Source organism: Hyphomonas neptunium ATCC 15444 (assembly GCF_000013025.1).
Classification (GTDB): domain Bacteria; phylum Pseudomonadota; class Alphaproteobacteria; order Caulobacterales; family Hyphomonadaceae; genus Hyphomonas; species Hyphomonas neptunia.
The window spans coordinates 2,186,281-2,207,244 of the sequence record NC_008358.1 but is presented as its reverse complement, the minus strand read 5'-3'; the positions used below and the strand labels follow the sequence as shown (position 1 = coordinate 2,207,244).

Annotated in this window: 14 protein-coding genes; 8 read left to right on the top strand and 6 right to left on the bottom strand. The window is 62.5% G+C overall.

Annotated features, from left to right (window positions below):
- Window positions 1-3 precede the first annotated feature (3 nt).
- Window positions 4-933 carry a biotin-dependent carboxyltransferase family protein gene (locus HNE_RS10500; RefSeq protein ID WP_011647118.1) on the top strand — a complete coding sequence of 310 codons (930 nt, stop codon included), beginning with the start codon at window positions 4-6 and terminating at the stop codon, window positions 931-933.
- On the opposite strand, the gene HNE_RS18730 is transcribed toward HNE_RS10500, so the two are convergent.
- Window positions 930-1,088: a hypothetical protein gene (locus HNE_RS18730; RefSeq protein ID WP_011647117.1), complete on the bottom strand. Its 159-nt coding sequence runs from the start codon at window positions 1,086-1,088 to the stop codon at window positions 930-932. The genes HNE_RS10500 and HNE_RS18730 overlap by 4 nt on opposite strands.
- 551 nt (window positions 1,089-1,639) lie before the next feature.
- On the opposite strand from HNE_RS18730, the gene HNE_RS10495 reads away from it, so the two are divergent.
- The 3 genes from HNE_RS10495 to HNE_RS10485 all read left to right on the top strand — a co-directional run bounded on the left by HNE_RS10495 (window position 1,640) and on the right by HNE_RS10485 (window position 6,076).
- Window positions 1,640-3,976: a TonB-dependent receptor gene (locus HNE_RS10495; RefSeq protein WP_011647116.1), complete on the top strand. Its 2,337-nt coding sequence runs from the start codon at window positions 1,640-1,642 to the stop codon at window positions 3,974-3,976.
- Window positions 3,977-4,218: 242 nt separating this feature from the next.
- Window positions 4,219-4,863 (top strand): TetR/AcrR family transcriptional regulator, encoded by a 645-nt coding sequence (locus HNE_RS10490; RefSeq protein ID WP_011647115.1) that lies wholly within the window; start codon window positions 4,219-4,221, stop codon window positions 4,861-4,863.
- Between the two features lie 112 nt (window positions 4,864-4,975).
- On the top strand, window positions 4,976-6,076 hold the full coding sequence (locus HNE_RS10485; protein WP_011647114.1) for an NAD(P)-dependent alcohol dehydrogenase: 1,101 nt from the start codon (window positions 4,976-4,978) through the stop codon (window positions 6,074-6,076).
- Here the strand turns inward: HNE_RS10485 and HNE_RS10480 are convergent.
- The 3 genes from HNE_RS10480 to HNE_RS10470 are packed head-to-tail and all read right to left on the bottom strand — an operon-like array spanning window position 6,073 to window position 10,114.
- Window positions 6,073-7,170 carry an alpha-hydroxy acid oxidase gene (locus tag HNE_RS10480; RefSeq protein ID WP_011647113.1) on the bottom strand — a complete coding sequence of 366 codons (1,098 nt, stop codon included), beginning with the start codon at window positions 7,168-7,170 and terminating at the stop codon, window positions 6,073-6,075. The genes HNE_RS10485 and HNE_RS10480 overlap by 4 nt on opposite strands.
- The gene (locus tag HNE_RS10475) at window positions 7,167-7,847 is read right to left on the bottom strand and encodes a Fe2+-dependent dioxygenase (protein WP_011647112.1); all 681 of its coding nucleotides are present in this window, start codon (window positions 7,845-7,847) and stop codon (window positions 7,167-7,169) included. The genes HNE_RS10480 and HNE_RS10475 overlap by 4 nt, the downstream gene beginning before the upstream one ends.
- A gap of 17 nt (window positions 7,848-7,864) precedes the next feature.
- Window positions 7,865-10,114 carry a catecholate siderophore receptor Fiu gene (locus HNE_RS10470; protein WP_035592208.1) on the bottom strand — a complete coding sequence of 750 codons (2,250 nt, stop codon included), beginning with the start codon at window positions 10,112-10,114 and terminating at the stop codon, window positions 7,865-7,867.
- A 599-nt stretch (window positions 10,115-10,713) separates the two neighbouring features.
- On the opposite strand from HNE_RS10470, the gene katG reads away from it, so the two are divergent.
- Complete coding sequence (gene katG / locus HNE_RS10465; RefSeq protein WP_011647110.1) at window positions 10,714-12,885, top strand: catalase/peroxidase HPI; 2,172 nt, start codon at window positions 10,714-10,716, stop codon at window positions 12,883-12,885.
- A gap of 68 nt (window positions 12,886-12,953) precedes the next feature.
- Here the strand turns inward: katG and HNE_RS10460 are convergent, their stop codons facing one another.
- Window positions 12,954-14,165: a hypothetical protein gene (locus HNE_RS10460; RefSeq protein ID WP_011647109.1), complete on the bottom strand. Its 1,212-nt coding sequence runs from the start codon at window positions 14,163-14,165 to the stop codon at window positions 12,954-12,956.
- 105 nt (window positions 14,166-14,270) lie between these two features.
- The gene (locus HNE_RS10455) at window positions 14,271-14,843 is read right to left on the bottom strand and encodes a TetR/AcrR family transcriptional regulator (protein WP_011647108.1); all 573 of its coding nucleotides are present in this window, start codon (window positions 14,841-14,843) and stop codon (window positions 14,271-14,273) included.
- 135 nt (window positions 14,844-14,978) lie between these two features.
- Here HNE_RS10455 and HNE_RS10450 point away from each other — a divergent pair, with 135 nt between their 5' ends.
- The 3 genes from HNE_RS10450 to HNE_RS10440 all read left to right on the top strand — a co-directional run bounded on the left by HNE_RS10450 (window position 14,979) and on the right by HNE_RS10440 (window position 20,834).
- Window positions 14,979-16,169, top strand: a complete 1,191-nt coding sequence (locus HNE_RS10450; RefSeq protein WP_011647107.1) for an efflux RND transporter periplasmic adaptor subunit — start codon at window positions 14,979-14,981, stop codon at window positions 16,167-16,169.
- Window positions 16,170-16,233: 64 nt separating this feature from the next.
- Complete coding sequence (locus HNE_RS10445) at window positions 16,234-19,434, top strand: efflux RND transporter permease subunit (RefSeq protein ID WP_011647106.1); 3,201 nt, start codon at window positions 16,234-16,236, stop codon at window positions 19,432-19,434.
- Window positions 19,431-20,834: an efflux transporter outer membrane subunit gene (locus HNE_RS10440; protein WP_011647105.1), complete on the top strand. Its 1,404-nt coding sequence runs from the start codon at window positions 19,431-19,433 to the stop codon at window positions 20,832-20,834. The genes HNE_RS10445 and HNE_RS10440 overlap by 4 nt, the downstream gene beginning before the upstream one ends.
- Window positions 20,835-20,964: the final 130 nt, after the last annotated feature.

The window sequence follows — 20,964 nt, the reverse complement described above, 5'->3', positions numbered from 1 at the left end:
GCGATGGTGCTGACCGTTCTCAAGTCCGGGCCGCTTGCGACATTACAGGGCCGCGCGCGTGAGGGGCTGCGCCATCAGGGCATTCCGGCCAGCGGCCCCGCAGACCCGCTCTCGATGGCGCTTGCCAACCGCCTTGTGGGGAACCCGCAGCAGGCGACCGCTCTTGAGATAACATTTGGCGCAGCAGAGTTCGAATTCCATCAGGATACGGTATTCGCGTTCGCAGGCGCGGCAGCCGGCGCCAGCCTTGCCGGCGCGCCGGTTCCCGCCCATCAAGCCCTGGAGGCGCGGCGAGGTGACCGTCTGGCCTTTGCCTATCCTTCCGCCGGAGTGCGCAGCTATCTCGCCGTTCCGGCTGGTTTCGCTGCTGAGAATGTGTTCGACAGCACATCCACCTTTTTGCCCGCCGCATTCGGCGGCTTTTCCGGCCGCGCGCTTCAGGCGGGTGATGTGCTGACCGGCGAGCGCGCCAGCGGGCCCGCTCTCGACCTCACCACGCCGGCGGCGCTGCGGCCACACATGTCGCGCACCCATATCCTGAGATGTGTTCCGGGGCCGGACTTCGAATCTATCGGCCCCGCCATCTGGCCGGAAACCTTCCAGACAACAAACCGGATGGACCGCACGGGTCTTGAGTTGTCCGGACCCTGGCCACAGCCGCAGGACGGCGGCCAGAAGCCCAGCGCTGCCCTTTTCACCGGCGCCGTGCAGCTGACGCCCTCGGGAAATGCGTTCGTCCTTCTTCCCGACGCCCAGACCACAGGCGGCTACCCGCATGTATTGCAGGTCATCCGGGCAGACCGCCATCTGCTCGGCCAGATAGCGCCGGGTGATCGCGTCAGGTTTCTGAGGCGATCTGTAGACGAAGCATATGAAGACCTCAGGGCGAAGACAGATTACTTCGCCGCGTGGCTTCCCGGATTTGCCTTTTAGGGCAGGGGTTGTTCTTCCCGGTCAGATGGCCCGTCCCGGCAACACCGCTCATCCATTTCGCGCTCACGGGTATGCGCCGCGACCCACCAGGCGCCCAGGACAAACCCGAAGCTTACGCCGACCCAGAACATTACAAGAGAAACAAACCACGTCATAATCCACACCTCCTTGGAGACCCATGGCGTAGAAAAAAGACCGCCGCGGGACTATCGCACGCGGGTCTATTCCAGTGCCAATCCCCAGCTTGTCGGCATGCCCTGTGTATAGGCTGGATCAATCCGTGAAAATAAGGAGATCAGTATACGTTGGTTATCGGAACATTAAGCATGCGCTCTGATTACACAAAAGTCATGACACGGATCATGTTCATATCCTCAATGTCATTAAGTATGTTGGGGCTCATGAAGTGAGGTTTAACTCTCGAGGTGCCGCTCGCGCCGCGCCATCGTGAATAGGGCGCTGGCGCGTTCGGGGGGCGTAGCTCTCCGTAAGTCACTGCCTTTGGGAAAGGGCCCCGCGCTGTATGGTCCCGGTTTGGAAGTGAGAGTTGGGGAGGGGCCGGCGGGCGCCATATCCGGCCCGGTTCAGCGTTAATGAAACTTTGCGGGTTCCGTTAGGGCGCCACTTGACAGAAATAATAGATGGATGTCCAACAAACAATATATGGCCCAAGAGGCGATACAAGAACACATCCTGGGAGGATACATTGTCACTTAAAAGAAACGTGCGGCTTCTGGCCGGCACGGCGATTGTCTGGTGCATCGCTGGCGAATCCGTTCTGGCGCAGGAAACAACCGCCCCGGCAGAGCCCGTCGCCGCCGAGACTGCGGCCGTCGAAAATGACCGCCGCCTGTCCACCGTCACCGTCACTGCCCAGCGCCGCGAAGAGAGCGTGCAGGACGTGCCGCTCGCGGTTACCGCTGTCACAGGCGACCAGCTCGCCGAGCTCCGTGTCGAGAACATTGAAAATATCAGCCTCGTTTCGCCGAGCATCACGTTCAGCAAGACGAACGCCCCGGCTGCCTCGTCCAACATCCAGATCCGCGGCATCGGCACAACCGGCCAGTCGCGCGTCTTTGAAGGCGCCGTCGGCGTGTTCATTGACGGCGTCTACAGAACGCGCTCGGGCCAGGCCCTGTCGAGCTTCCTCGACATTGACGGTCTGCAGGTGCTGCGCGGCCCACAAGGCACACTGTTCGGCAAGAACACCTCAGCCGGCGCACTCCTGTTGAACTCTACTGCGCCAAACCTCGACGAAGTGAACGGCTATGTTGCCGGTAGCTATGGCAACTACAATGCGTTCGACATCTCCGGCGCCGTCAACATTCCTGTCACCGACACGTTCGCCCTGCGCATCGCGGGTAGCCATTCGGAGCAGGACGGTTTCCTTGAAAGCCCGGCGGGCGACAGCGAAAACGACCAGAGCATGGATTCGTTCAAGGTCAGCGCTCTGTGGGAGCCCACCGACGCGCTGTCGGTGAAACTGATCGCAGACTATTCCACAGAGGATGACGAAGTCGGCTACGCGACGGTCAATGCTCTGGATGGCCCGCTTCAGCCGCTGATCAACGGGCTCACGCTGGCCAATGGGCTACAGCTCCCGTCCTCCGATCTGGAAGACTATGAAGCCAGCATCAACACGCCGACCGCCAACAAGGTTGAAGACAAGGGCCTCGCCCTGCTGGTTGACTGGGACATCGGCCCCGGCACGCTCAAATCCGTCACCGCCTCGCGTGAATACGATACCGTCCAGAATGCCGACGCTGACTTCACTGGCGCCGACATCCTGATCATCAATGAGAAGTTCAATTCGGCCTTCTTCTCGCAGGAATTCACCTATGGCGGTGAGCTCACCGGCGCGGTGAATGCGAACTATCTGTTCGGCGCCTTCTACTCCGATGAGGAGCTGGACATGGGCCGCGACCTCACCTGGGGCACCCAGGCACAGCCTTTCTGGGATGTGGTGCTCGGCGCGCAGGGTGTTCCCGCTGGCCTCTCCAACGCCGCGCCCGGCAACTGGGCGCAAGAAGTTCTGATCGGAACCGCCGAGTCGCTCGCCCTGTTCACACACTGGGATTTTGCGCTCACCGACCAGATCAACCTGATCACCGGCCTGCGCTACTCCGAGGACGAGAAAACAGGCTCGTTCAATTACGACTTCTTCCGTGATCCGGTCTTCGATCCGCTGGCAATCGCCGGCTCGGGCCCCGGCCCGGAATATGCCCGCACCTTTGCGGATGAAGCCGTGTCGGGTACGCTCAGCCTGCAATACCGTCCGAATGCGGATCTGATGTATTATGCCAGCTACAACCGCGGCTACAAAGCCGGCGGTGTAAACGTTGACGCCAGCGGCGCCGGCGTTCCGGGCAGCTCGCTGAACCCGCTCGACACCGGCACGCCTGCTGATCCGATCTTCACGCCGGAAACCATTGATGCCTTCGAACTTGGCGCCAAGGTTGACTGGATGGACGGCGCTGCGCGCACAAACGTCGCGGTCTTCTATAACGACATCAAGGATCTTCAGGTCGCCCAGTTCCTCGGTCTGATCTTCACGATCCTGAACTCGCCGGAGGCTGAATCCTACGGCGCGGAATTTGAGCATACGCAGGCCCTGACCGACTATCTCGTCTGGAATGCCTCGGCCACCTGGCTGCCCGAAGCGGGCTATGGCGAAGACGCGGCAATTGGCGTCCTCTCCGGCCGCCGGTTCCCCAATGCTCCGGAAATCTCTGCCAATACGGCGCTGAACCTGGATTACGAACTGTCCGGCGGCAAAGCGCTGACGGGTCTCCTTCAGCTCCAGTACTCCGGCGAGCGCTTCACCAACACCGCGTCCAATCTCGAAGAAGATGCCGTGACCCTGGTGAACGCAAACCTTGGCCTGGCATTCGACAACGGCCTGTCGGTTTCTGCCTTCCTTCGCAACGCGCTGGATGAGCGGTATGTGTCACAGCACTTCAATACGCCGCTTCAGGATGTTGACCGTAACGCCTATGTGGCCGCGCCGAGAACGTTCGGCGTCTCCATCCGCAAGACTTTCTGAAGTCTGGTTCCTGCCGTGGCGGAAGGCGCGCCTCCCGCCACGGCAACCGGTTTTACGCAGTCGCACAACGACGCGCCCTGTTTCCTCCCCGAAACTCCGGCGCTGCATCATGGTGCAGCGCCGCATTTTCTGCCCGCCCTGTCATTGATTTGACAGGTAGGGATAAAAGAGCATCAATAGTCCCGATGCGTACAAAAAAAACGGGGCGGCGCACTGCGTTGACCCTGATCTCGGGGGAGATAATGAAACAGCACGAGCGCCGCAAACAATCATCCGACAAGTTGATCAACGCTTATCTGGAACTGGCATCCGAACAGGGGGTCTCGGCCCTGACCTTCGACAATATCGGCCAGCGAGCGGGCTATAGCCGCAATCTGGCGTTCCAGAAATTCGGCTCCAAAGGCGGCCTCCTGGAGGCGGTCATCAACCACATCCATCAGATCATGTCCGACCGGCGGCGAAAACAGGATCTCGATTGCCTTCCAGGCATCGAGGCGCTGCTGCTGTATTGCGATGTTCACATCGCGGCACTGGACAAGTCAGCCGACATGAAAGCTTATTTCATTCTCATGAGTGAAGCCATCGCGGCCATGTCTGAAATGCGCGACCAGTTTGTCGGCTCGCACAGGCGCTCGGCAACAGAGCTGATGCGTCTCATCCGCCTCGGCCGGGAGGATGGTTCGGTCCGCAAAGACGTGAATGTCGATATGGCGGCCCAGCTGATCGGCACCCAGCTGATCGGCCTTTCCTCGCAATACCTGATCGAGCCCGCCTTCAATCTGAAGAAGGCCCGCAAGGAACTTCACCTGCTCATCCGCGCGGCATACGGCACGGGTAAGGTGGCCGCGCCAGCACGGAAATCTGCGGTGACAGCCGCCAGCGGATAAGCGGCCCTATTGCTCCAGATATAATCCGTTTACGGGCATACTCCTACTCAACATGGTTGACGCTCATCCAGCGGGACCATAGCGTCTGCGCATAACTTTCAGGAACGATACCATGAAAACCCAGGCAGCGGTCGCGTATACAGGGCAACCCGGATTCAAATATGAAACGGTCGAGATTGAAGCCCCCCGCGCAGATGAAATCCTCGTCCGCGTTCTGGGCGTCGGCCTCTGCCATACAGACCTCGTATTCAGCTCCGGCGCAGCGCCTTACCCGTTCCCGGCCGTGCTTGGCCATGAAGGTTCCGGCGTGGTCGAGGCTGTCGGCGCAGACGTAAAAAAGGTAAAGCCCGGCGACAGCGTGCTCATCACCTTCCGCTCCTGCGGCGCCTGCGATCGCTGCGCTGCCGGCGACGCTGCCTACTGCCGCACCATGCCGATGCTGAACTATATGGGCCGCCGCACAGACGGCACCTCTGCCCTCAGCAACGACGCCGGCCCCGTCTCGTCAAACTTCTTCGGCCAGTCCTCTTTCGCCGGCCACGCCATCACCTATGAGCGTAATGTCGTGAAGGTCGATGCCGGTCTCCCGGTCGAAATCATGGGCCCCCTCGGCTGCGGAATCCAGACCGGCGCGGGCGCCGTCATGCGCTCCCTCGCCGCGAAGAAAGGCTCCAGCCTCCTCGTCACCGGCGGCGGTTCGGTTGGCCTCAGCGCCGTCATGGGCGGAAAGATCCAGGGCTGCGCCACCATCATCCTCGTCGAGCCAATGGAAAGCCGCCGCGCGCTGGCCATGGAGCTGGGCGCGACCCACTGTATAGATCCCACAGCGGTCGAGGATGTCGCCGCCGCCGTCCGCGCCATTGCGCCGATGGGCATCGACAACGCGCTGGACACGACCGGCATCCCGGCCGTGCAATCCTCCGCCCTTGCTACGCTCGGCTCCAAGGGCACGCTCGGCCTCGTTGGCGTCAGCGCGCCGGGCACGCCGATGCCGGGCGACGTCAACACGGTGATGACCTTCGGCCAATCGGTCAAAGGCATCATCGAGGGCGATTCAAACCCGGATGAATTCATCCCGGAACTGATCGAACACTATAAGGCCGGCCGCCTCCCGTTCGACAGGCTGGTGAAGACCTACCGCCTCAGCGAAATCAACGAGGCCATCGCCGCCCAGCATCATGGCGACTGCGTCAAGGCAGTGCTGATCCCTTAAGCGTGGCAGATGCTGGCCTGGCGAATGTCCGTCAGTGTCCGGCAGCCCATCAGCGCCATGGTGATCTCCAGCTCCTCGCGCAGTGTGCGGAGGAGGTGCGCCACGCCCAGCGCGCCCGCCACGCTCAGCGCCCAGATATAGGGCCGCCCGATCATCACGGCGTCCGCCCCCAGTGCGATTGCCTTGAACGCATCGCTGCCGCGCCGCACGCCGCTGTCAAACAGGATTGGCGCCGCCCCATTGAGCCGCGCGGCAATCGCGGGGAGGGCATTGATTGCGGCAGGCGCGGTATCGAGCACCCGCCCGCCATGATTGGAAACCACAATGCCCGCCGCCCCAGCCGAAAGCGCGCGTTCGGCATCATCGGCATGCAGAATACCTTTCACGAAGACGGGCAGCCGCGTCAGGCGGGTCAGCCATTCAATATCGGCCCATCCGGGCGCCGCGCGCATCATGCCGTCGAACACCGCGCTTGCGCCCGCCTTCAGAGGTGGCGGCGCCCCTTCAGCTGGCAGGTTCGCCGCCACCATGCCCAGTGGCAGGGAAAATCCCACCCGTTGCGCCCGGTTGCGTATGCCGCCAATCGGGGCGTCCACCGTCACCAGCAGCGCGCGGCAGCCTGCTGCTTCGGCCCGGCGCACCAGCGCCTCCGTCGCTGCGCGCGTTGCCTGCATGTAAATCTGGAACCAGACCGGCCCGCCTTGCCCGGCAATCGCTTCGACCGTCTCCGTCGCCATGCAGGAAACCGCCAAGGGCGCTTGCATCACGCCCGCCGCCTGCGCGCTCGCAAGCTCCCCCTGCGGATGAAACAGTTTCTGCCAGCCCACCGGTGCCAGAATGAACGGATGCGCCAGCGCCTCTCCGGCCAGCGTCAGGCGCGTATGCCCACCCGACACATCGGCCAGAACGCGCGGCGTCATCTTCAGGGCTTCAAACGCGGCCAAATTCTCGCGCAGGGTAATCTCGTCGCCCGCACCACCATCCAGATAGGCCCAGACGCGCGGATCAAGCATCGCCTCGGCATGACGGGCATAATCGCCCGCGCTTACCACATCGGCCGGAATGACCGCAAACGGATAACCCGGCGCGCTCATGCGTCCGCCCATTGGCGCAAAAGGTTGTGATAATGTCCCGTCAAAGCGACCACTTCGGGCGCGTCGGCCAACTTCCCGCGCAGGGAAAGAATGGTCATATCGAGTTGGAACAGCATCCCCCGGCGCGCATCATCGCGCACGCGGCTTTGTGTCCAAAGGAAAGAGGCCAGCCGCGTGCCCCGCGTTACCGACTCCACGCGGTGCAGGCTGGTGGCAGGGTAGAGGATCGCGTCGCCCGCCGGAAGTTTCACTTCATGAACACCATACGTGTCCTCGACGATCAGTTCGCCGCCATCATAGTCTTCAGGATCATTCAGGAACACGGTTGTCGAAACATCAGTGCGTACACTGACACCCAGAAAAGGGTCGGCATGAATGGCGCTGTCCACATGATTGCCATAATGCCCGCCGCCTTCATACCGGTTAAACCGGGGCGTCAGAACGGTATGGGGCAGGGCGGCAGACTGGAACAGCGGATGGCGCAGCAGAGCCGCCTTGACCAATTCGCCCATCGGCCGGGCATCCGGCGCGCCCGCGGGCAGTTGCAGATTCTGCTTCACACGGACGGCTTGCGCGCCGGCGGTGGCGGCGCCATCTTGCCAGTCTGCGCCAGCAAGTGTTTCGCGGAGCGTGGCCAGCTCCTGCCCGTTCAGGACTTCCGGAATGTGCAGGAGCATGGCCGTTTTCCTCGTCTCTAGAACCGGACGTTCAGCGAAAGATACGCAGATGTCGGTTGGCCCGGTGTCAGGCGTGCACCGGAATTGTTCAGCGTCGAAATGTAATCCTCGTCAAAGAGGTTATACACGTTCAGCTGAAGCGCCAGCCGCTCGGTGAACTGATACCGCGCCATCGCGTCCACCACCCAGGCTTCCGGGATAACCGGAACATTCTGTGTGGAGATGTCGGTGCCGGGGTTCACCACCCGTTTCTGCTCGCCCATATACCGCGCGCCGCCGCCAAAGGTGAAGGCCGGCGTCAGATTATAGGTCGTCCAGACCGTCGCGGCGAGGTCGGGCGACCAGCGCGACGAAGCGCCTTCCGAGTTGTTGCCCGTGGTCCCTTCAGTGACTTCGGTATCGATGGTCGTCAGGCTGGCGGAAACCTGCCAGTCCGGCGTAATCTTGCCAACGGCCGAAAGCTCAACACCTTCCACCTTGCGCTCGCCCAGCTGTTCATAAGTGTTGGTGTCCGGATCAAGCACGGAAAGCTCGTCCTTGTTGGTGGTGGAGTAATAGGCCGCCGCCAGCGCCAGATGCTCGCCGAACAGGTCCCATTTCGTGCCCACTTCCAGGTTCTGCGTTTCCTGCGGATCGAAGGCGGGATTGTTGATGCTGGACTCGCCAGACGACAGCGAGAAGTTTGCCCCGCCCGGCGGGGTCAGCGAGTTGCCATAGCTGATATAGACGCTGCCATTCTCCCGCGGCTTGTAGAGACCTGCGAGTTTCCAGCTGACGAGGTTGCCATCATCAGACAGATCGTAGGCAAGCGCCGTGCCGGGAGGAAGATCAGGGTGCGAACGTGAAGAGGTGATCGTCACACCGTTCACATCCGTCTCGTAATTCTCCGCGCGAATGCCGGCGGTGAAATACCATTTTTCGTCCAGATTGATCGTATCAAAAAGGAAGGCGGCAAGCGTCGTCGTGCTGCCATCTGCCTTGCCGCCCGAAGGGTAGGGGGTGGGCAGAACAATGTTCGGATCAGGATTGTAGAGCGAGGCGGCCGGAGTCGTCAGGCCGGTTGTGGAAAACGAACCCGATTTCTGGGATTCGTTCAGCGCCTCAATCCCCGTCGAGAAATCGTGCACCAGGCGGCCGGTGTTGAAGCTGCCCGTGATGATCGTCTGATTGCCCAGAATGTCATTGGTCTGGTCCACGCGTTGACGCGAACGGGAAACCGTCCAGGTCGAGGGATCGGAGGAGGGCGCGTCCAGGCCATTGATGCCGGTCAGCACGCGGTCCATCTGCGTCTTGCCGTAACGTGCAGTGCTGGTCAGGGTCAGGCCGCCGCCAAGATCATGGATCATCTTTGCGGTGATCATGTTGGCTTCCACGTCCTCGAAGTCAGACTTGCTGCCATAGAAGTTCGACCGGTCTACAGCCGCGCCGGCCAGAAGCGTTTCATCGGCATTGTAGAAACCCTCAAGACCGATAGAGGGAATGCCGCCATCAGGTACATTTTCCTGAATGATGTGCTGGGCGAACAGCTGGAACTCCGTACCCGTCCCAACGCCGAACGCGATGGAGGGCGCAATGCCGTAACCCTTATTGGTCACTTCATCGCGGCCGGGAACCGGCATGTCCTGAACCATCACATTGAGGCGAACCCCGGCCGTGCCGGTCAACATCTTGTTGGCGTCCCCCGTCAGGCGCACGCCGCCTTCGCTGGTCGCGCCCGCAAACAGTGACGTAAAGTCGTCATCCAGCGGTGTCTTGGAAACCTGGTTGATATAGCCCGAGGATGCTCCCCGGCCGATGTCGGAGCCGGCCGGCCCCTTGGCCACCTCGATCTGCTCGAGGTTAAAGCTGTCACGGGTCACCGCGCCCAGGTCACGAATACCGTCCTGGAAGATCGAGCTTTGCGAGGAGAAGCCCCGCATCGTGAACGTATCCCCTGAGGAGGTGTTGCCGTTCTCGCCCAGCTGCATCGTGATGCCCGGCGTATTGCGCAGCGCTTCCATCAGGCTGACCGCGCCCTGGTCGGCAATCAGCTGGCCGGAGATCACGCTGATCGTCTGCGGCGTGTTCACCAGCTCTTGCGTCAGTTTTGGCGACGAAACATGAGGCACGATGTAGAGGCTCTCGCCTTCGACAATCACCGTTTCTTCCCGCTTCTCGGGATCACTCCGGCGGGCATCATCCGCCTCGGCATGGGCATGTAGGGTGCCGCTCATTGCGGCGATAAGGGCAAGGCTAGTTTTCAGTCCATGTTTGCGACTGCGTATCATTATCGTCTCCAGAATGGGAAATGTCCGGGCGGCGCAGGTGCATGCGCTTCTCGCGGACGGCTTGGCTGTCAGGAAACCCGCAAGGCGGGGTGTCTGGCCATGAACGTGCCAGGAAGGTCCAAACTCCCATGCGGCCGGGCCGGCCACAGGCGGAAATGGGCAGAACCCTCCAAGAACGGCCATCGGGCCGGGATGGATTACCTCTCCTCTCCAATGGGTGGCTGGCGGCGCTGGCCCATGCCCGATGCACAGGACTCACCAACGCCGGAAGACCCGGAGCAGCGGGTAGGCTTCTTGAGAATGGTTTGCAATAGAAATATTGCGAATGATTTACATTCACATTTTGGTGTTGCGGATATGCATCCTGCGACAGGCCAACAGCCGCGTTTGCGCCCCCGGCGTCCCGGCTGGGGCGGCGAATGTCGGATTTTGTCCTGAATTGTCCCCGATTGTCTGCGATTTGAGACAAACGGGTGCTAGTGTAAGCGCAGAGAAAGCCACAGGCTCCCTCTATAGGTCAAAGGTCTAAAATTGATTTGATCAATAGGTCGGACTGGCTCAACGTGGCTCAAGTGAATCGACACGCAAGGAGAGAAACAATGGACGGCAATGATCTGGTCGAAAATAAATGCCCCGTCATGCACGGGGGCATCACGGTCGCAGGACACTCAAACACCGCGTGGTGGCCCGAAACCCTGAACCTCGAAATTCTCCATCAGCACGACACAAAGGTCAGCCCGCTCGGCAAGGACTTCAACTATCGCGACGCCGTCAAGTCGCTCGATTTTGAAGCCCTGAAGAAAGACATGCATGACCTGATGACCAACAGTCAGGACTGGTGGCCCGCAGACTATGGCCATTACGGCGGCCTGATGATCCGCCTCGCCTGGCACTCGGCCGGCTCCTACCGCCTGGCCGACGGCCGCGGCGGCGGCAACACCGGCAACATCCGCTTCGCCCCGCTCAACTCCTGGCCCGATAACGGCAACCTCGACAAGGCCCGCCGCCTCCTCTGGCCGATCAAGAAGAAATACGGCAACAAGATCTCCTGGGCTGACCTCATCCTCCTGTCGGGTACCATCGCCTATGAGAGCATGGGCCTGAAAACCTACGGCTTCTCCTTCGGCCGCGAAGACATCTGGGCCCCTGAGAAAGACGTGTACTGGGGCGCAGAAAAAGAGTGGCTTGCCCCCTCTGACGAGCGCTACACCGACGTCGACAAGCCCGAAACGATGGAAAACCCGCTCGCCGCCGTGCAGATGGGCCTGATCTACGTCAACCCCGAAGGCGTGAACGGCAAATCCGATCCGCTCAAGTCTGCTGCCCAGGTCCGTGAAACCTTCGCCCGCATGGCGATGAACGACGAAGAAACCGCCGCGCTGACCTGCGGTGGCCACACCGTCGGCAAGGCCCACGGCAATGGCGATGCTGGCAAGCTCAGCCCGCCGCCCGAAGGCAACGATCTGGAAACCCAGGGCTTCGGCTGGATGAACCCGAACATGGACGGCAAGGCGACGAACGCTGTCACCTCCGGCATCGAAGGCGCCTGGACCACCCACCCGACCAAATGGGACATGGGCTATTTCCATCTCCTGTTCGGTTATGAGTGGGAGCTGACCAAGAGCCCCGCCGGCGCAAGCCAGTGGCGCCCGATCAACATCAAGGAAGAAGACATGCCGGTCGATCCTACCGATCCGACCAAGCGCGTCATGCCGATGATGACCGACGCCGACATGGCCATGAAAATGGACCCGGCCTATAACGCCATCTGCCAGAAGTTCATGGCAGATCAGGCCTACTTCTCCGACACCTTCGCCCGCGCCTGGTTCAAGCTGACCCACCGCGACCTTGGCCCCCGCGTCCGCTACATCGGCCCCGACGCGCCTCAGGAAGACCTGATCTGGCAAGACCCGGTCCCGGCCGGCAGCAAGTCCTATGATGTTGCCGCCGTCAAAGCGAAGATCGCCGACTCCGGCCTCTCGCTGTCGGAAATGGTCTCCACCGCCTGGGACAGCGCCCGCACCTTCCGCGGCTCTGACCTGCGCGGCGGCGCCAATGGCGCGCGCATCCGCCTTGCCCCTCAGAAGGATTGGGCCGGCAACGAGCCTGCCCGCCTCCAGAAGGTGCTCTCGGTGCTGGAGCCGATCGCGTCGGCAACCGGCGCCAGCGTGGCAGACGTCATCGTCCTCGCAGGCAATGTTGGCGTCGAGCAGGCTGCTAAGGCAGCTGGCTTCGACATCAGCGTTCCGTTCTCGCCCGGCCGCGGTGATGCAACCGCCGAGATGACCGATGCCGACTCCTTTGAGTCGCTCGAGCCGTATGCAGACGGTTTCCGCAACTGGCAGAAAGAGGACTATGTCGTGAAGCCGGAAGAACTCCTGCTTGACCGCGCCCAGCTCCTCGGCCTCACCGGTCCGGAAATGACGGTCCTTCTCGGCGGTATGCGCGTGATGGGCACCAACCATGGTGGCACCAAGCATGGCGTGTTCACCGATAAGGTTGGCGCACTGACGAACGACTTTTTCGTCAACCTCACCGACATGGCCAACAAATGGGTGCCACGTGGCAAGAACGCCTACGACATCACCGACCGCAAGTCCGGCGCCGTGAAGTTCACCGCCACCCGCGCAGACCTCGTCTTCGGCTCGAATTCGATCCTGCGCGCCTATGCGGAAATCTATGCCCAGGACGACGCGAAAGAAAAGTTCGTGAAGGACTTTGTCGCCGCCTGGTCGAAAGTGATGGACGCAGACCGGTTCGATCTGGCCTGATCTTCAGCAACTTGAAAATCGGAAAGGGCGGCTCGCAAGGGCCGCCCTTTTTGCTTTGCCGGCAGGGCTCAACTCAACTGCCGGTCCAGCGCGAGGCCCACCCAGCGGCGCGTTTCTTCTTCCGGGCTGGCGAGGCCCGCTGCAACATCTTCCCGGTATTTCCCGGCAACGCGCGCCAGCGCCCGCGCATAGAATTCCTGCACCCGCGCAATGTCATCCTGCGTGTCGCCGTCCCAATCGGGTACGGCGGCGCGCTGCGCAGCCAGCTCATCCAGACGGAAAAGCACGTCGCGGATTTCAAAGACCCCGCAATTGTTCGCCATCCTCTGAAGAGCTTCTTCGCCGGGGAGGGCATAGGCGTTAACGCCCTCAAATGCTGTTTCCATAAGATAGGGCACATGCGAGATCTTGTTGACCGCTTCGCCCGTCCACTCCTCGCAGATGCCCTCCCACACCGCTATGGCTTGATCCGCCCAGAGACGTTCGTCCGCTACGCTGGCAAAGCCGGAATTGAACGGATCATCCGGGTTGTAACTCTTCTGGAACAGCGCGTCCCAATCCTCCAGACGCTTCAGCAGGGCGTCGCTGAAGCCCAGCCCCGCCGGGTCGACATTGTAAAAACTCGCATCATCCCAGGTCGGCCAGCATTGATACTCCGGCGCCAGACGCAAGCGTACGGGGGGAATGGAAGGGTCATAGGCAGGCTGGTCATCATCGTCATCGCTGAGGAAATCGGGATAGGTCCGGCCGCGCCCGCCTTTCCGGCTCCTGGCGCCGGGCGGGTTCCAGACCATCCACACGAAGGCCGCCGTCGTCAGCCCCGCCACCATCAGTTCCGCGGCAAGCCCGCCAAGGCCGGTCCCAAACCAGGGCCGCCAGAGCCCGCGCTGCTCCATCAGGATCACCAGCCCGAACGCGCCAATATAGATGAAGTAGGCGTTGATCGTCGCCTGGCGCCCCTGCCGGTCGGCCTCGTCTTCAGGTACGCGCGCGCGGCTGGCCCAGACAAGGTATGCGCCCTGAAGCGCGATGTTCAGCGCAAAGAGCACCACCGCCGCCCGGCTCTGCGCCATCAGGGCAAGGCCAGACGCCAGCGTCAGCCACGCGCCCACGGTCAGGATGCGGGTCGCGGTGTCCTCGGCCTTGTCGGTTTTCAGGGTGATCGCGGCGATGGCCTTGTCGAGCATCGTGTCGACCGCCATCCGGCGCACAAGCACAATGCCCCCGGCGGCATAAAACAGGCCGAGCACAAACATGATCCAGGGCAGGGCAGTATTCATGGCGCGATGGGAAAAGCCGGCAGGGTGAAACTCTGCCGCTGCAATATCCGCTTTGTCGGCCTTCCCGCCAGCCCCCGAACCGGGGTGAAGGCGCGTAAGCGCCCGTCAGAGCGGCGCGATGACCTTTACGATGATGTCTGCAATCCGGGCTTTCACCTTCTCGCGCATTTCCGGCGTGTCGGCAAAATCGCCGCTGATCTGCTGGCTGATTGAAAGGCCCAGCAGCATCGCCCCGAACATCTGGGAGCGCATCATCGCATGCTCCCCGCCAATGACTTCGGCAAACGGGGCATGAAACCGCTTGGTGATCGAGTCGCGCACCAGTGGCCCGGCCACCGGCGAGTTCGCCGAGTGCAGGATGATCAGGATGTCTTCGAGCGATTTACCCTCATCCTCCGGGTCCGTCATGATCTCGCCCACCCGCTCAGGCAGGCCCGAGACCTCGGTGCCCAGCAGGTCAACCCCGCGTTCCCCATGGTCGAGCACTTCGGAAAACAGCTCCTCCTTGGAGCCGAAATAGCGTGAAACCAGCGCCGCATCGGCGCCCGCCAGAGACGCAATCTCCCGTATGCCGACATTCTCGTAACTGTCGCGGGCAAACAGGGTTCGCGCGGCACAGAGAATGGCGGTTTTGGTCGCTGCGGCATCTCTGCGGCGGATCGGTTGATTACATTTCATGCTCGTCAGTACCCCACAAAAATTAATTTGTCATCACCTGTTGACTTAGGCCTGTCCCAACGTCATATGCGGTCAACAGCTGATGACTTAAAGGCGTTATTCCACCGTTTCGCCTTGTTTATGAAGGAAAAATGAATGCGTTCGCGCAATTTTGCAACCGTTTCCGTTCTGGCAACGGCTCTTGTCGTCGGGGCATGCAGTGCGCCGCAGGCTCAAGAGCAGGGCGGTCCTCCCCCGCCGCAGGTCGATGTCGCAGTCCCACTCTCCTCCCAGGTGGCTGACTGGAACGGCTATACCGGCCGTTTCGAGTCCGTGGAACGCGTAGAAGTACGTGCCCGCGTCAGCGGCTATGTGAAGTCGGTCAACTTTGAAGACGGCGCCCGTGTAAAGGCGGGCGAACTCCTCTTCACGCTCGATGATCGCCCCTTCCGCGCCGCGCTCGCCCAGGCCGAAGCCCAGCTCGCCCAGGCGAAAGCCCAGAGCGTCCAGGCTCAGTCCGATCTTGAACGGTCCACAAAGCTTGCTGAATCCGGCGCTGTCTCGGTCGAAGAACTCGAGCAGAACCGCACAGCGCTCGCCAGCGCCGAAGCTGCCGTCGCTGCGGCCGAGGCCGGTGTCGACGCCGCCCGGCTCGATCTCAGCTTCACCCGTGTCACTGCCCCCATCGACGGCCGGGTCTCTGCCCGTAACGTAGACCCCGGCAACCTCGTCGCGGGCGGCAACTCTTCGGGCGACATCCTCACCACGCTGGTGCGCGATGAAGAACTCTACTTCACCTTCAACGTCTCCGAGGCCGACTATCTGCGTTATGCCCGCGCCGAGAAGTCAGACGGCGCCGTCAAAGCTGAAGCCCGCCTTCAGGACGAAACCTCCTTCACCCGTCCGGGCGAGGTGGTCTTCGCCGACAACCGCATGGGCGACACGACCGGTTCGATCCGTGTCCGTGCGCTGATCGACAATGAAGACGGCCTCATCCGCCCCGGCATGACCGGTGAAGTCCGCATCAACGGCTCGGCCCCGTATTCAGCCCTTATGGTGCCCCAGACGGCGGTGCAGACAGACGGCACCCGCCGCACGCTGTTCCTCGTCAACGAGCGTAACGAAGTTGAGGCCGCCCCGGTCCAGCTCGGCCCGCTCAGTGGCAACATGCAGGTCATCAGCGGCGGCCTTGAGGCGAATGACCGGGTCGTGGTCAACGGCCTCCTGCGCGCCCGTCCCGGCGCGGTGGTCAACCCCGTTGCGGTCGAGCTTGATTACGAAACCGCGCCTGAAGATCCGGCACAGGTCCTCAGCCGTCCAGCCATGTCTGCCCGCCGCGTGAATTGACACGCGGCGGCCAGCGCCCGCCTGGCCTCCACCCAATCTCTTCCTCCCAGAGACCCATTCTCCCATGCGCCTTTCCCACTTTTTCATCCGGCGGCCCATCTTTGCCGCCGTGATTTCTGTCGTGATCACACTGCTGGGCGCCTTCGCGTTCCCGCAGCTGCCGCTGGCTCAATACCCTGAAATTGCCCCGCCCACTGTTGTCGTCACGGCCTCTTACCCCGGCGCTTCGTCCGAGGACGTAGCCAACCAGGTCGCCGCGCCGCTGGAACAGGAAATCAACGGCGTGGAAGGGATGATCTACATGACATCCTCCTCCACCGCCGATGGCGTCGTCATGCTGACGATCACCTTCGAGCCGGGCACCGATCTCGACACCGCCCAGGTGCAGGTCCAGAACCGCGTCTCCCGCGCCGAGCCGCGCCTGCCAGAGCAGGTCCGCCAGACCGGCGTGTCGGTCAACCAGCAGGCCTCCGGCTTCCTCCTGCTCGTCGCGATCACCTCGCCGGGCGGCCAGCTCGACAAGGATTACGTCGCCAACTACGCAGCCTCCAACATCAAGGACCGCCTGCTGCGCATCAATGGCGTCGGCGGCATTGAAGTGTTCGGCGGCGGCAACTATTCCATGCGCGTCTGGATCAATCCCGAACGCGCCGCAGCCCTCAACCTCACCTCGGCTGACATCGTCGCGGCCCTGCGCGCCCAGAACATCCAGGCTGCGGGCGGCACACTGGGCCAGCCCCCCTTTGCTGAGGCTGGCGCCCCGCCATTCCAGATCCCCGTCCAGGTCAGCGGCCGCCTGATCGAACCTGAAGAGTTCGGCGATGTCGTCATCCGCCGCGGCGAGGATGGCTCCGTCGTCCGCCTGCGCGATGTCGCCCGCGTCGACATCGGCGCCGAAAATTACCTCATGCGCTCCTATTTCGATGGCCAGCCCGGCATCGGCCTCGCCGTCTCCCAGCTGCCCGGCTCCAACGCCCTCGAAGCGGCAGAGCAAGTGCTGGCTGAAATGGAACTGGCCGCCCAGGAATTCCCTGAGGGCCTCGAATACATGATCCCTTATAATCCCACCGAATTCGTCCAGGCCTCGGTGTCTGCGGTGGAGCATGCCCTCATCGAAGCGGTCTTCCTCGTGATGATCGTCATCCTGATCTTTCTGCAGACCTGGCGCGCCGCCCTCATCCCGATCCTCGCTATCCCGGTCTCGATCATCGGCGTCTTCGCCGTCCAGCTTGCGCTCGGCTATTCCATCAACTCGCTGTCCCTGTTCGCCCTCGTGCTTGCAGTCGGCATCGTGGTGGATGACGCGATCGTCGTGGTGGAGAATGTCGAACGCTCCATCCGCGAGGGCAAAACGCCCATGCAGGCGGCCATCACCTCCATGAACGAGGTCGGCGGCGCGCTCATCGCGATGAACCTCGTGCTGGTTTCGGTGTTCGTGCCCACACTCTTCATGGGCGGCATTCCCGGCATCTTCTATGAACAGTTCGCCGTCGCCATCGCGTCGGCTGCTGTCATCTCGCTGCTGGTCTCGCTCACCCTGTCTCCGGCTCTCTGCGCGCTGCTGCTGAAGCCGCACGAAGAACACAGCCACAAGAAGGGCAGCCCGATCCTTGCCCCGCTGCGCATCGCCAGCAACGGCTTCAACAAGGGCTTCGACTGGCTGTCCAACACCTACGGCACGGTCGTCTCCAAACTGGTCCGTATGCTGGTGATCGTGATGATCGTCTATGCCGGCCTCCTGGCCACCACCGGCTGGCGCCTGTCGGCCACGCCTACGGGCTTCATCCCGGAGCAGGACCAGGGCTTCCTCATCGGCGTCGTCCAGCTCCCCGCGGGCGCCTCGCTGGAGCGCACCAACACCGTCATGCTGCGCATCGTCGAGGAACTTCAGGCCACTGAAGGCATCCAGGGCGTCGCCGCAATGGTCGGCATGGACGGCTCCAGCTTCTCGTCCGCCTCCAACGCCGGCACGATGTTCATCCGCCTGGCTGACTTTGACGAACGCAAAGGCGATGAGAACCTCTCCGCCGCCGCGATCTCGCAGCGTCTCACTGGCCAGTTCATGTCCAGCCTGCCCGAAGGCAACGCCTTCATCATCGCCCCTCCGGCGGTGCAGGGCCTGGGCCAGGGCGGCGGCTTCAAGATGATGATCCAGGATCGCTCCGGCGCCGGTACAGCCGCGCTCCAGCAGGCAACCTTCGCCATGATGGACGCTGCTGGCCAGGACCCCCGCGTCACCAGCGTCTACACCACCTTCAACACAGACTCGCCCACCGTGCGGGTAGAGGTGGACCGCGACCGCGCCCAGCTCCTCGGTGTAGAACCGGCGGATGTCTATTCGACGCTCGGAACCAATCTCGGCTCCACCTATGTGAACGACTTCAACTTCCTTGGGCGGACATTCCGCGTCACTGCCCAGGCAGATGCTCCGTTCCGTGAAACTGCCGGCAGTATCGGCCAGTTCCAGGTCCGCTCGTCCACCGGTCAGATGGTGCCGATCTCGGCGGTTGCCCAGATCGTTGACGGCTCCGGCCCGGTCCGCATGGTCCGCCATAACAACTTCCCCGCCATCGAGCTCAGCGGCCAGACAGCGGCCGGTGTCTCCACCGGTGCCTCGCTCGCCGCGATGGAAGAGATGGCCGCGCAGGTGCTCCCCGATGGCATCAGCTATGAATGGACCGAAATTGCCTATCAGGAGAAAGCCGTCGGCAACTCCTCCACGATGATCTTCGTGATGGCGGTTATCTTTGTCTTCCTCGTCCTGGCGGCGCAGTATGAAGCCTTCACGCTGCCCTTCGCCGTTATCTTCATCGTCCCGATGTGTATCCTCGCGGCCACCATCGGCATCAACATCGCAGGTATGGCGAACGACATCCTCGCCCAGGTCGGCCTCATCGTCCTTGTCGCTCTTGCGGCCAAGAACGCGATCCTCCTGGTCGAGTTTGCCAAGCAGGCAGAAGAACAACGCGGACTGACGCCGCATGAGGCGGCTGTTGAAGGCTCCCGCCTGCGCCTTCGTCCGATCTTGATGACATCCTTCGCCTTCATCTTCGGTGTGATGCCATTGGCGTTCGCAACCGGGGCAGGGGCAGAGATGCGCCAGTCCATCGGTATCACCGTGTTCTCGGGCATGATCGGGGTGACCATTTTCGGTCTCATCTTCACGCCGGCTTTCTATGTCATTGGACGGATGATCTCGAAGCGGCTTCCCGGTGCCAGCCGTAAAGACGACACCCACACGCCGGTCGAAGGAGGCCAGGCATGATACATCTCAAACTCCCCACGCTCACGGCCATTGCCGCTCTCGCCCTCAGCGCCTGCGCCACCGCGCCCGCCGCCCCGGACAGCTCCGTTGCTTCGCGCGTTGAAGGCGCCTTGCTCTCGGCAGAAGCGGCCAATGTCGCCGCCACGCCTGTGCCCAAAGACTGGTGGCGCCTCTATCAGAGCGAGGCCCTCGACGGCCTCGTCACGCAGGCGCTCACCAATAACCGCTCGCTTGCCGGCGCCGCGGCAAATCTTGAGCAGGTTCGTGCAGGGCTTTCGGAGGCCCGCTCCGCGCTGCTGCCATCCACCACCGCCACCGCCGGCGGCCAATATGTCCGTGATCCGAGCTTCGCGCCGGGCGATGTTGAAACCGACGTCTATTCGCTTGGCTTCGAGATGGCCTATGAGGTCGATATCTTCGGCCGCGTCAGCTCCAGCGTCGAAGCTGCCCGCCAGGACGCTGCCGCTGCCGAGGCCGCCTATCGCGGCGCGTCCCTGATGGTCGCGGGTGAAACCGCCCGCGCCTGGATCGATTATTGCGCCGGCAATATCCAGCTTGAAACCGCCCAGTCGAATTACGGCTTGCAGGAAGAGACGCTCAATCTCACCCGCACCCTGTTCGATGCGGGCCGCGGCATCCGTCTGGATGTCGTGCAGGCCGAGGCCGCGCTCCGCCGCGCCGAAGCCGACATCCCGTCCGTGCGCGCCGCCCGTGACGCCGCCTTGTTCCGCCTGGCCCGCTTGACTGGCCAGACCCCCGCAGAGATGAGCCAAGCGGTCCCCGCGTGCGAAAGCATGCCGCAGCTCGTCTCGCTCCTCCCCACCGGGGAAAGCGCAACCCTCCTTGCGCGCCGTCCGGATGTGCGCCAGGCGGAACTTCAGCTTGCCAGCGCCGCCGCCCGCGTCGGTATCGCCACGGCAAACCTCTACCCTTCCGTCAGCATCGGCGGCTCGGTCTCCACCGCCTCGCTGGGCGGGGCAGGCGACATGTTCAGCGAAGACGGCCTCAGCTTCGGCCTCGGCCCGCTGATCAGCTGGAACTTCCCGAACGTCGCTGCCGCCCGCGCCCGCCTCGCTGCGGCCGAAGCCGGCGTCGACATCGCCCTCGCCAATTTCGACGAGACCTTCCTCACCGCCCTGGAAGAGGCCGAAATCGCCCTCACCAACTACGCGGCCGAGAAAGAGCGCTACGCCGCCCTGGAAGCTTCCGCCGCTGCGTCGGAAGAAGCCGCCGAACTCGCCCGCACCCGTTACCGGATCGGGTCAGACAACTTCCTCAACGTCCTCGACGCCGAGCGCACCTTCATCGAAACCCGCACCGCGCTCGCCCAATCCGAAGCGGCAAAGGCCAGCGCCGAGATCAACGTCTTCATGGCCATGGGTGGCGGCTGGGCTGACTAGCTCTGGCTCCAACCAGTGGCCCAGCACGGCGCGGAACGGCGAAAGCTGTCCCGCGCCGTGTCTTTTTGTGTCCGAGTTTGTCCTGAAGTGTCCCGTTTTGTCCAAGTTTGTCCAAACCTGACACCCAAGC

Excerpts from the sequence above, each read along its gene's own strand:
- HNE_RS10470 (WP_035592208.1), bottom strand. The coding sequence starts at position 10,114 with ATGATACGCAGTCGCAAACATGGACTGAAAACTAGCCTTGCCCTTATC.
- HNE_RS10485 (WP_011647114.1), top strand. The coding sequence starts at position 4,976 with ATGAAAACCCAGGCAGCGGTCGCGTATACAGGGCAACCCGGATTCAAA.
- HNE_RS10480 (WP_011647113.1), bottom strand. The coding sequence starts at position 7,170 with ATGAGCGCGCCGGGTTATCCGTTTGCGGTCATTCCGGCCGATGTGGTA.
- katG (WP_011647110.1), top strand. The coding sequence starts at position 10,714 with ATGGACGGCAATGATCTGGTCGAAAATAAATGCCCCGTCATGCACGGG.
- HNE_RS10475 (WP_011647112.1), bottom strand. The coding sequence starts at position 7,847 with ATGCTCCTGCACATTCCGGAAGTCCTGAACGGGCAGGAGCTGGCCACG.
- HNE_RS18730 (WP_011647117.1), bottom strand. The coding sequence starts at position 1,088 with ATGACGTGGTTTGTTTCTCTTGTAATGTTCTGGGTCGGCGTAAGCTTC.
- HNE_RS10450 (WP_011647107.1), top strand. The coding sequence starts at position 14,979 with ATGCGTTCGCGCAATTTTGCAACCGTTTCCGTTCTGGCAACGGCTCTT.
- HNE_RS10445 (WP_011647106.1), top strand. The coding sequence starts at position 16,234 with ATGCGCCTTTCCCACTTTTTCATCCGGCGGCCCATCTTTGCCGCCGTG.
- HNE_RS10490 (WP_011647115.1), top strand. The coding sequence starts at position 4,219 with ATGAAACAGCACGAGCGCCGCAAACAATCATCCGACAAGTTGATCAAC.
- HNE_RS10500 (WP_011647118.1), top strand. The coding sequence starts at position 4 with ATGGTGCTGACCGTTCTCAAGTCCGGGCCGCTTGCGACATTACAGGGC.
- HNE_RS10455 (WP_011647108.1), bottom strand. The coding sequence starts at position 14,843 with ATGAAATGTAATCAACCGATCCGCCGCAGAGATGCCGCAGCGACCAAA.
- HNE_RS10440 (WP_011647105.1), top strand. The coding sequence starts at position 19,431 with ATGATACATCTCAAACTCCCCACGCTCACGGCCATTGCCGCTCTCGCC.
- HNE_RS10460 (WP_011647109.1), bottom strand. The coding sequence starts at position 14,165 with ATGAATACTGCCCTGCCCTGGATCATGTTTGTGCTCGGCCTGTTTTAT.